This window comes from Stenotrophomonas thermophila (genome assembly GCF_001499715.1).
GTDB classification, from domain to species: domain Bacteria; phylum Pseudomonadota; class Gammaproteobacteria; order Xanthomonadales; family Xanthomonadaceae; genus Stenotrophomonas; species Stenotrophomonas hibiscicola.
Window position 1 is genome coordinate 1 of the sequence record NZ_CVIW01000044.1, and the last position, 11,045, is coordinate 11,045.

The window sequence follows — 11,045 nt, forward strand, 5'->3', positions numbered from 1 at the left end:
GGTCTGTTGGAATGGCTCTTGGGGTCAGATCCGTTTTCCTTCGGAAAACGGATCTGACCCCTGATTGATTTCGATATCTGACAGAAGTGTCGACCAAGGTCGACACCTACCAACCGCCATCGGAATCTGTCAGAGGTGGGGCGGTGTCGGAGTGCGGGGTGTCAGCCGCATGGATGCGGCTGCCAAGCTTACAGGGACGTACTTGCAGCGTCCCCGCACTCCGACACCGCCGCGCCATCCCACGGAAAGCCCGCTTTTGCTGTTGAGGTTGCCGGCCAGCGGCCGGCACTACCGCGGGTGCAGGGCTGCAAGCCCTGCCGAACCCCCCCCCTAATCGTGACCGCTGTCGTCCAGGCTGATGATCCCGCGCCGCAGCGCCTGGGTCACCGCATGCGTGCGATCGCCCACGCCCAGCTTGTCCATCAGGCTCTTCATGTGCGCCTTCACCGTCTGCTCGGAAATCTGCATACGCTCGCCGATGCGCTTGTTCGACAGCCCTCCGGCCACGTACCGCAGTACCTCGGTCTCGCGCGGTGACAGGCGGTCTTCGATCACATGCGCGGCGATGCTGGCGGCCACCGCTGGAGGAATCGGCGCACGGCGGCCACCGGCCACCATGCGGATGGTGTCGACCAGTTCGTGGCGCAGCATGTCCTTCAGCAGATACGCGCTGGCGCCGGCCTGCAGTGCCCTCACCGCACGTACGTCACCGCGATAGGTGGTCAGCACGATGATGCGGGCGCGTGGGTCCAGCGCGCGGATCCGCACGATGGCTTCCACACCATCCAGGCGGGGCATCTGCAGGTCCATCAGCACCACGTCCGGCTGCAGCTGCTGATAGCGCTCGATGGCTTCTTCGCCATCGGCGGCTTCGCCGAGCAGGCGCAGGTCGGCATGAGCGCCCAGCAGTGCCGCCAGGCCATCACGCAGCAGCGGGTGGTCGTCGACCACCAGCACGCCGATCGGGGCAGGGGACTCAGTCATGGTTTTCTCTACTCCAGGGCCAATGCCAACGCGATCGGCGGCGCTGATACAGCCGCCGGGCCGGAACCGCCAGCGCGACTTCGGTACCCAGCCCGGGGCGGGTCCACAGCTGCAGTTCCGCGCCGAGGCGCTGGGCGCGCTCACGCATGCCCTGCAGGCCCCAATGGCCATGGTCGGCATTTTCGTGGGTGATGCCCACGCCATCGTCGCGCACGTGCAGCAGGAAGCAGCGCGTTCCGTAGGAAAGTTCCACTTCGATGGCGCTGGCGTTGGCATGACGCAGCGCATTGCGGATGGCCTCGCGCCCGATCAGGAACACCTCCTCGGCCGCGTCGGCCTGCAGCGGTGGCGTCGCGCCTTCCACGGTCAGGCGCAGGGGATTGATGCCATGCCCGGCGTATTCGGCGTGCACGTCGGCCAGCGCCGAAGCGAGGTCGCGGCCCGCGAACGGCGCCTCGCGCAGCGCATTTACCCGCTCGCGACCCTCGGCCAGGTTGCGCTCGGCCAGCTGCATCGCTGACTCAAGCTGGCTGCGCACCGGTTCCGGCGTCTGCGCTGACTGGCTGATCGCGTGCAGGCGCAGGATCAGGCCCTGGCTACCCTGCAGCAGGGTGTCGTGCAGGTCGCGCGCGATGCGTTCGCGTTCGCCGTTGCGCTCCTGCAGGCGCGCGCGGAACAACGCTGCCAGCTGGCCGCTGCGGATGCGTACGGCCAGCACCAGCAGTGCAAGCACGGCGGCGGTGCACAGCAGCTTGAACCACAGGGTCTGCATGAAGGTGGGAGCGATGCGGAAGCTGCGGCTGGCCGGTGCGGTGCTCCAGATGCCATCCTCGTTGGCGGCTTCCACCTCGAACCGGTAGCTGCCGGGCGCGAGGTTGGTGTAATACGCACGTGTGCTGCTGCCAGCGTCCTGCCAGCCGTCATCCACGCCCGACAGGCGGTAGCGGTATCGGTTGCGCTCCGGACGTGCCAACGACAGCGCCACGTAATCGATCTGCAGCTGGCTGGTGCCGGCCGGGAGGCGCAGACCATCGCGTAGCGGCGCGTGCTCGCTGCCATACAGCACCTCGCCGATGCGCACGCTGGGAGCCATCGTATTGACGTGCGAGCGGGTGGTGTCCAGCCAGGCCAGGCCCTGGTTGGTGGCCAACCACAGCAGGCCGTCGTCGGCCAGCGTTGCGGTGGCGATCGGTCCGCTCTGCAGTGCAATGCCCGGCATGCCGTCAGCTGCGTCGAACAGGCGTGGCATGACCGGCAGGCCGCTGCGCACGGCGCGGCGCAGCAGGCCGGTTTCCAGGCGAACCAGGCCACGGCTGCCGTTGAGCCACAGGTATCCATGTGCATCGGTGACCATGCCGGTGATGCCTTCCAGTACGCCGGCCATGTCAGTGCGCACCGGAACGAAACGGCCATTGCCCAGGCGTGCTGCCAGCCCGGCCTCGCCGGCGATCAGCAGAAGGTCCCGGTGGTGCAGCATCGCGGTGATCGGCCCTACCGACAGGCCGTCCCCGGAGTCGAAGCTCTCGGTGCCATTCGCACCCAGGCGGCGCAGGCGGCCATCGGGATAGCCGAGCAGCAGCTGGCCATCGGCATCCAGCGCCAGCGATGAGCAGGCCTGCTCGGGCAGGCGGATTTCACGTTGCCACTGGTCATGCTGGTAGTGCAGCACCCCGCGTTCGCCGGTGCAGACCCAGGCCTGTCCGTCATCGGGGAACAACAGGGCATGCAGCGGCTGCCCGGTGAACGGCGCCGGCAGCGGGATCAATGTGGTGTGGCCGGCGACCGTGCGCGCGACGTTGACCCAGTCGAACTGCCAGATCGGCGTGGGTGCCTGGCGCGCGGCAGCCTGCAGCAGCGTGGCGCTGCCATCCAGCAGGGTGCGCCGCAGGTCGTAGGGCTTGAGGTCTTCGCCATAGCCATACACGCGGCCATCGCTGGCCCGTACCAGCGAGCGGTAGGGATCGCTTGGACCCACCGCCAGGGTGTGCACGCTGCGTGCGCGGAAACGGTTGAGGCCGAGATTGGTGCCAACCCAGAGATTGCCTTCGCGATCGACGATGATCGGCACAGCCGAGGTGGCGGTCAGTCCTTGCGGCGAATCGAAGCGTTCCATGCGCACGGCCCGGGTGCCGGCGAAGGTGATGTGGGCAACGCCGCCGTGCGGACTCATCGTGGCCCACAGCGCGCCATCGGCAGTGAACTGCAGGCGCGCAGCGACCAGTTCCGGCAGCCGCCGTGCCTCACGTTCGCTGTCTGCCAGCAGACCCTGCGCGTTCGCCAGTGGCGAGGTGCCGCGCACCCGGTCGGCCAGCCACACTTCACCCTGCGGGCTTTCGGCCAGCGTCGCCATCTGCGAGACCGCGATGCCGGTGTCCTCGAACGCGGTCTGGCCCGCCGCGCGCATCCAGATCTTCAGGCCGGCCAGCACCCAGAACCTGCCCCGGCTGTCGTGCAGCACCCACTGCACACGGTGCTCGGGCAGGCCGGCAGCGGCCGGCAGTGGCTGCCAGCGGTGTCCGTCAAAGCGGCGCAGCCCGCCATTGATCGCCGCCCAGAGTTGGCCATCGCGATCCTGGCTGAAGCGCGGCACCACGCCGACCGGCACCCCCTGCTCACGGCCGTAGCTGTGCAGCCGTCCCTGCGCGAAGCGGCTGATGCCGGCCTGGAAGTAGCCGATCCACAGGGCGCCGTCGGCGGCATGCGCCAGCGTGACCATGTTGGTGGACGGGAACTGGCTACCGACGGGCGCTGCCTGCCGTTCGAAGCGACGGCCATCGAAGCGGTACAGGCCCGAGCCGGTAGCCAGCCACAAGAGGCCCTCACGGTCCTGGGCAATGTCCCATATATCGCCTGGGGCGCCCTGGCCGACACGCCAGGCGGTATGTTCGTAATCGGGCAGCCCGCCGCTCACCGGCGGGCGCTGCACGGCAAGGGCGGGCAGGGCGGTCAACAGCAGCAGGCACGTCAGCAGCGCCGGCAGGCGACGCAGGAACCGGGAAGGGGCGGCCACGCATGGCGCGCATTCTGGCAGGTGTGGGGCAGCCCGGGGTGACCCGAACGGGGTAGGCGGTGGCCGCTGCGGTCGGCTATCACGCCGGCATCTCCTCCTGGAACCTGGCCATGCAGCGCCTGTTCGTGATGTTCCCTGATCGGGGGCCGGGCATCGGCCTGCTGTGGTTCCGGCTGTGCGTGACCGCCGCGCTGTGCGCGCCGGATGCTCAGGGCAGTGGGTGGTCGGCGCTGTGCCTGCTTGCAGCGGCCATGCTTGCACTGGGTATGTTGACGCCACTGGCAGCGCTCACGGCGGCCGTGGGCCTGTTCGCGCAGCAGGCGCCCTGGCCACTGGTGGCATTGCCGCCGGCGCTGCTGCTTGTGGGGCCGGGGGCCTATTCACTGGATGCGTGCCTGTTCGGGCGCCGCCTGCTCGGCCGTCGGCCTCCCCCATTCGGGTAGGTGCCGGCCTCGACCGACGGGGGTAGGGCATCGCGCAACGGCCACGCACCATGGGGCACCCCCTCGCGGCGCCCCGCATGGCCACCGTCACTCCGCCCGATCCGCCCGCCGCGCCACTGGCACCGCAGCAGGCCGCCGCACTGCAGCGCGCCCTGCGCTATGTCGATGAGCATCTGTCGCAGCCGCTGCGGGTCACCGAACTGGCGGCCGCCGCCTGCGTCAGCCGCTTCCACCTTGTGCGCCTGTTCCGTAGCGGCACCGGCGCCAGCCCGCTGCGCTATGTGCGCCGTCGCCGCATCGAACGCGCACGCCAGCTGCTGCCTGGCGCGCAGTTGCCGATGGCGTGCCTGGCCCAGCAGCTGGGCTTCTTCGACCAGAGCCACTTCGTCCGCAGCTTCCGCGCGGAGACCGGCTGCAGCCCCGGCCAGTACCTGGCCGGCGATGCCGCCCTGTCGCTTCCCCTTGATCGTGTTTCCAACGGAGTCCATCCATGACCCATGCCACCGCCACGCCCGCCCCGGCCCTGCTGTCGCCCACCGACCATGCCCTGGTGCTGATCGATTTCCAGTCACAGATGGCGTTCGCCACCCACACCATCGATATCTCCACGCTGCGCAACAACGTGTCGCTGATCAGCAAGGGCGCCAAGGGGTTCAAGGTGCCGGTGGTGCTGACCACGGTCGCCGAAGCGTCGTTCTCCGGGCCGATGTTCCCGGAACTGCCGCAGATCTTCCCCGGCCAGCCGGTGTTCGACCGCACGTCGATGAATACCTGGGAAGACCGGCCGGTGATCGACGAGATCAACCGCATCGGCAGGCGTCGGCTGGTGCTTGCCGGCCTATGGACCAGCGTCTGCATCGTCGGTCCGGCGCTGTCTGCGCTGGCGCAGGGCTTCGAGGTCTACGTGATCACCGATGCCTGTGGCGATGTCAGCGAAGAAGCGCACGAGCGTGCGATCACCCGCATGGTGCAGGCCGGCGCGGTTCCGATGACCAGCGTGCAGTACCTGCTCGAGCTGCAGCGCGACTGGGCGCGGGGTGAAACCTACGACCTGACCACCGGCATCGCCCGCGACCACGCCGGCGGCTACGGCATCGGCATCCAGTATGCCAAGCGCATGTTCGGCGCGCAGGAAGGCGGGCACTGAGCATGCTGGCCGGCCATGGCCTTGACCTGGCCCTGCTGATGCTGCGCGTGGCGGCAGGAGGCTTCCTGCTGCCGCACGCGCTGGGCAAGCTGTTGGGCTGGTTCGGCGGACCGGGGCTGGCCGGCTTCGCCACCGAGCTGCGCGGTTTCGGGCTGCCGGCAGTGGCGCCGTTGCCGCTGCTGTTGTCCCTGCTGCAGGTGCTGTCCGGGCTGGCCGTGCTGCTGGGATGGCAGACCCGCATCGCCGCGCTTGCGGCGGCCGCCTTCATCGGCTTCACCGCACTGTTGGCCGTGCCCAGGGGCTGGTTCTGGATGCGCGGTGGCAGTGAGTACCCGTTGATGTGGACCACGGTGCTGCTGGCCATCGCGCTGGCCGGGCCCGGCAACTGGGCGCTGGACGGCCAATACTTTCCGGGAGATTTCACTTGAGCCACGATCCCCTCGACCACGGCCGCCGCAACGTGGTGCTGGCAAGCGGTGCCGCGGTTGCGCTCGGCCTGGCCGGTCGCGCCGGTGCCGCACTCGATTCCACTTCCAAGGAGCGTCGCATGAGCACCCTGGTCATCCGCAATGCCCGCATCACCACCCTCGACCCTCAGCAGCCGCACGCCCAGGCACTGGCCGTGCAGGAGGGCCGCATTGTCGCCGTCGGCAGCGACGAGGACATCATGCGCGGCTGGGGCAATGGAGCGACGCTGATCGACGCGCAGGGCAGGCGCCTGCTGCCCGGCCTCAACGACAGCCATACCCACCTGATCCGTGGTGGCCTGAACTACAACCTTGAACTGCGCTGGGACGGCCTGCGTTCGCTGGGCGACGCCCTGGACATGCTGAAGGCCCAGGTCGACCGCACGCCTGCACCTCAGTGGGTCCGCGTGGTTGGTGGCTTCACTGCCGCGCAGTTCAACGAGAAGCGCCTGCCGACCCTGCAGGAGCTCAACGACATCGCGCCGGATACACCGGTGTTCCTGCTGCACCTGTATGACCGCGCGCTGCTCAACCGCGCCGCGCTGCGCGCCTGCGGCTACAGCAAGGACACGCCGGATCCACCGGGCGGGCAGATCGTGCGCGATTCGCTGGGCAACCCGACCGGGCTGCTGCTGGCCAAGCCGAATGCGCTGATCCTGTATGCGACGCTGGCCAAGGGCCCGCGCCTGCCGATCGAGTACCAGGCCAACTCGACGCGCCATTTCATGCGCGAACTGAACCGGCTTGGCATCACCTCGGTGATCGACGCCGGCGGTGGCTTCCAGAACTACCCCGAGGACTACCAGGTCATCGAGCAGCTGCATCGCGATGACCAGCTGACGGTGCGCATCGCCTACAACCTGTTCACCCAGAACAAGGGGAAGGAGGCGGATGACTTCCGTGGCTGGAGCGAGATCCTGCAGCCGCGCCAGGGCGATGACCTGCTGCGCCACAACGGCGCGGGCGAGATGCTGGTGTTCTCCGCCGCCGACTTCGAACTGTTCAACGAGCCGCGCCCGGAACTGCCGCCGGAGCTGGAGCCGGAACTGCACGACGTGGTGAAGCTGCTGGTCGAGAAGCGCTGGCCCTTCCGCATCCACGCCACCTACGACGAGAGCATCACGCGCATCCTGGATGTGTACGAACAGGTCAACCGCGAGGTGCCGTTCGATGGCCTGCACTGGTTCATCGACCACGCCGAGACCATCACCCCACGCAACATCGAGCGCATCCGTGCGCTGGGTGGCGGTATCGCCGTGCAGCACCGCATGGCCTACCAGGGCGAGGCCTTCGTCGAGCGCTATGGCGTACAGGCTGCGCGGCATACGCCGCCGGTCAAGCGCATGCTGGCCGAAGGCGTACCGGTCGGCGCCGGTACCGACGCCACCCGCGTAGCCAGCTACAACCCGTGGGTGGCGTTGTCCTGGCTGGTGACCGGGCGCACCGTGGGCGGGCTGGCGCTGTATGGCGATGAGAACCTGCTGGAACGCGAGCAGGCGTTGCGCCTGTGGACGCAGGGCAGTGCCTGGTTCTCCGGCGACGAAGCGGTGAAGGGCACGCTGAAAGCTGGCCAGCTGGCTGATTTCATCCTGCTCTCGGCCGACTTCTTCCGCGTTGATGACGCGCAGATCGCCGACATCACCAGCCTGCTGACCGTGGTCGGCGGCCGCATCGTGCACGCCGACGGGGATTACGCCGGCCTGGCGCCGCAGCTGCCGCCGGCGATGCCGGACTGGTCGCCGGTCAACCGCTTCGGTGGCTACCACGTCGGCGGTGCCGCCACCGGGTTAGCCGTCGCGCATCGCCACCATCACGGTGTGGCCTGTAGTACGCATGGTGCTCACGGCCATGCCGCGCTGCATGCGGCGCCCACCGACGACCTGAGCGCCTTCTGGGGTGCGATGGGATGCTCGTGCTTCGCGTTCTGAGCCTGGCGCTGCTGGCCATGCCATGGATGGCGCTGGCCTGTGACGCCCCCCGCTGCGCCGACGTGGGCGGCGGGCAACTGCAATGGGACGCCTCGCTGCGCCTCAGGGGGATGTACTACGACCCGGCCCGATTCGGTATCGGCGGCAGTGAAGACGGCTACGGCCTGCTGCGTGCACTGGCGTCGGCCACGTATGTCGAGGACAACTGGCAGGCACGGCTGCAGCTGGGCGTGCATGCCGAGAATGGCAAGGCAGGCGGCCCGGGCGTACCGACAGTGGCGCCTTGGACGTGCAGCAGGCCTACTGGCGCTGGCAGCGCGGTGGGTTCCATCTGCAACTCGGTCGGCAGGAAGCCGGCTATGGCAGTTCGCGGCTGTTGTCGGTGCGCGATGGGCCGAACATCCGGCTGGCATTCGATGGCGCCCGTGCAGGCTGGAAAGGCCGCCTCGGCACGCTGGACCTGATGGCGCTGCGACCGCTGGAGAACCGACCCGGCGCCTTTGATGACCGCGGCGAACGCGGTGCCCACCTGTGGGGCGCGTATGCGACCACCGCGCGGGGTCGTGGCCCAGGGCAATGGGATCTGTACCTGCTGGACTACCGTCGTGAAGGCGCGCGCTTTGCGGCGGGCTCCGGTACCGAGCGACGGCAGACCCTCGGTGCGCGTTGGTTCGGCCAGTTCGGTGCGCTGGACTGGAACAGCGAGCTGGTGGCGCAGGGCGGTGAACTGCAGACGGTTGCCGGCACGCTGGATGTCCGCGCCTGGACGCTGGCCACCGACACCGGCTGGCGCTGGACCGAGCGGCCGCTGCAACCGCGGCTGGGGCTGAAGGCGGATATCGCCAGTGGCGACGGCAAGCTGCATGACGGCCGCCTGGGAACCTTCAATGCACTGTTCCCTAAATCGGCCTACTTCAGCGAGGCCAGCCTGCTGGCCCCGGCCAACCTGATGGACCTGCAACCGACCCTGACCCTGCGCCTGCATCATGCGGTGACCACGGAACTGGGCGTACAGATGGCGTGGAAGCAGCGTCGTGCCGATGCGGTCTACACCACACCGGCACCGCTGCTGGCGTTACCGGGGAGCGCCGGTGGCGCGCGCCGCATCGGCACCCAGTACAAATCTGAAACCCGCTGGCAGGCCAGCAAACACTGGCAATGCCAGCTGCAGCTGGCCTGGGTCGACGCCGGTCCTGCACTGAAGCAGGCCGGAGGCCAGGACACGCTGTTCGCCTCGATCGTTGGAGCATGGCAATGGTGAACGCAACCGCGTCGCAACACTCCACACAGGCCGCAGGCGCCTGGTCCCCGCTGAAGATCCAGATGTTCCGTTCGATCTGGCTGGCAATCCTGGCCAGCAACATCGGCACCTGGGTCAATGATGTAGCCGCCGCCTGGGTGATGGCCGAACGCACCGGTTCGCCGTTGATGGTGGCCCTGGTGCAATCGGCCACCACGGTGCCGATCGTGCTGCTGGCGCTCGCTGCCGGCACTCTGGCCGACATTGTCGATCGCCGGAAGTACCTGCTGGCGACCCAGGGCTGGATGCTGCTGGTGGCCGCAGCGATGGCCGCGTTGACCGCGATGGACCTGCTGACCCCGCAGTTGCTGGTGCTGCTGACCTTCTGCATGGGCTGTGGTGCGGCGATGGCAATGCCCGCGCAGGCCGCCATTGTCTCCGAGCTGGTACCGCAGCCGATGCTGGCCTCGGCGGTGGCTCTGAACTCGATCGGCATCAACATCGCTCGCTCGATCGGCCCGGCCATTGGTGGCGTGATCGTGGCGCAGCTGGGTGCGGTGTGGGCATTCGGCTTCAACGCCATCACCTTCGCCGCGATGCTGTTCGTGGTGTGGGGCTGGACGCGTGATCCCAAGCAGTCCAGCCTGCCACCGGAAGGTTTCGGTGCCGGCTTGAAGGCGGGCCTGCGTTACGCCAGCCGCGCCGGGCGGCTGCAGGCGGTGCTGATCAAGTCGGTCGGCTTCTTCTTCTTTGCCGCGGCGATGAACGCGCTGTTGCCGGTGGTGGTGCGTGGGCAGATGCATGGCGGGGCGGGGCAGTACGGCATGCTGCTGGGCTGCATCGGCATCGGCGCAGTGGGCGGTGCGCTGCTGCTGCCGAAGCTGCGTGCGCAACTGGATCGTGACCTGTTGGTACTGCTGGCGACGTTGTCGCTGGCCCTGAGCCTGGTCGGGCTGGCGCTGACCCGCAGCTGGTACGTGCTTCCGGTGGTGATGCTGGTCAATGGATTTGCGTGGATCACCGTGCTGTCGTCGCTGCAGATCGCTGCGCAGACTGCGGTTCCGGCATGGGTACGTGCGCGTGCGCTGGCGCTGTACATCATGGTGTTCTCTGCCGGCATGGCCGCCGGCGGCCTGAGCTGGGGCGCGCTCGCACAGCGTACGTCGCCGGAGCTGGCGTTGCTGGTGGCTGCCGCAGGTGCGGTGATCGGCGGATTGCTGGTGTGGCGCGTGCGCATTGCTGGCACCGAGGATCTGAACCTGCGTCCGGCCGGGCACTGGCCGGCGCCGGAACTGTCGGTGCCGGTGTCGAATGATCGGGGCCCGGTGCTGGTTACCATCGAGTACCGCATCGACGATGCTGACCGTGCCAAGTTCCAGGCGCAGATGCGCGCGCTGGGCACGATCCGTCGCCGCGACGGTGCGGTGGTCTGGGGTGTCGTCGAGGACGTGGCCAGCCCGGGCATCCACCTGGAGTATTTCGTGACCCCGTCGTGGCTGGAGCACCTGCGCCAGCACGAGCGCATCACTGCGGATGACAAGGCCATCCAGGAAGTGCTGCGGGAGCTGCATCGCGGCGAGCGCGCCCCCGTGGTGCGTCACTTCGTGGGAGGGCATGACCCGCTGCCTGCCGCCGTGCCGCATCACCACACCGACATCTGACCCGCCGGTGGCAGAGCCGGCCGCTGGCCGGCTGCGCGTGATCACGATGGGTGATGGGGTTGCCGGCCAGCGGCCGGCACTACCGAAGCAGAGGCGGTTGCCCCGCCGGTGGTAGAGCCGGCCGCTGGCCGGCTGCGCGTGATCACGACGGGTGATGGGGTTGCC

The 11,045-nt window shown here is 68.5% G+C and carries 7 protein-coding genes and 2 pseudogenes; 7 read left to right on the plus strand and 2 right to left on the minus strand.

Annotation, left to right across the window (positions count from 1 at the left end):
- Nucleotides 1-330: 330 nt before the first annotated feature.
- The gene (locus BN1263_RS15640; protein ID WP_058982407.1) at nucleotides 331-984 is read right to left on the minus strand and encodes a response regulator; all 654 of its coding nucleotides are present in this window, start codon (nucleotides 982-984) and stop codon (nucleotides 331-333) included.
- A pseudogene (locus tag BN1263_RS15645) lies at nucleotides 977-4,007 on the minus strand (sensor histidine kinase). Before BN1263_RS15645 ends, BN1263_RS15640 begins: the two are co-directional and overlap by 8 nt.
- A 97-nt stretch (nucleotides 4,008-4,104) precedes the next feature.
- On the opposite strand from BN1263_RS15645, the gene BN1263_RS15650 reads away from it, so the two are divergent.
- From BN1263_RS15650 to BN1263_RS15680, 7 genes and pseudogenes are all read left to right on the plus strand, one after another.
- Entirely contained in the window at nucleotides 4,105-4,437 is a 333-nt protein-coding gene (locus tag BN1263_RS15650; protein ID WP_019659977.1) for a hypothetical protein, read from the plus strand.
- Nucleotides 4,438-4,487: 50 nt separating this feature from the next.
- On the plus strand, nucleotides 4,488-4,931 hold the full coding sequence (locus tag BN1263_RS15655; RefSeq protein WP_058982409.1) for a helix-turn-helix transcriptional regulator: 444 nt from the start codon (nucleotides 4,488-4,490) through the stop codon (nucleotides 4,929-4,931).
- Entirely contained in the window at nucleotides 4,928-5,584 is a 657-nt protein-coding gene (locus tag BN1263_RS15660) for a hydrolase (protein WP_058982411.1), read from the plus strand. Before BN1263_RS15655 ends, BN1263_RS15660 begins: the two co-directional genes overlap by 4 nt.
- A gap of 2 nt (nucleotides 5,585-5,586) precedes the next feature.
- Nucleotides 5,587-6,012 (plus strand): DoxX family protein, encoded by a 426-nt coding sequence (locus BN1263_RS15665; RefSeq protein WP_058982413.1) that lies wholly within the window; start codon nucleotides 5,587-5,589, stop codon nucleotides 6,010-6,012.
- A 119-nt stretch (nucleotides 6,013-6,131) separates the two neighbouring features.
- On the plus strand, nucleotides 6,132-7,979 hold the full coding sequence (locus tag BN1263_RS15670) for an amidohydrolase (RefSeq protein ID WP_186008979.1): 1,848 nt from the start codon (nucleotides 6,132-6,134) through the stop codon (nucleotides 7,977-7,979).
- Nucleotides 7,958-9,240 (plus strand): annotated as a pseudogene (locus BN1263_RS15675) (alginate export family protein). Before BN1263_RS15670 ends, BN1263_RS15675 begins: the two are co-directional and overlap by 22 nt.
- A complete protein-coding gene (locus BN1263_RS15680; RefSeq protein WP_058982417.1) occupies nucleotides 9,234-10,880 on the plus strand; it encodes an MFS transporter in 1,647 nt (548 codons plus the stop codon). The pseudogene BN1263_RS15675 and the gene BN1263_RS15680 overlap by 7 nt, the downstream one beginning before the upstream one ends.
- Nucleotides 10,881-11,045 lie beyond the last annotated feature (165 nt).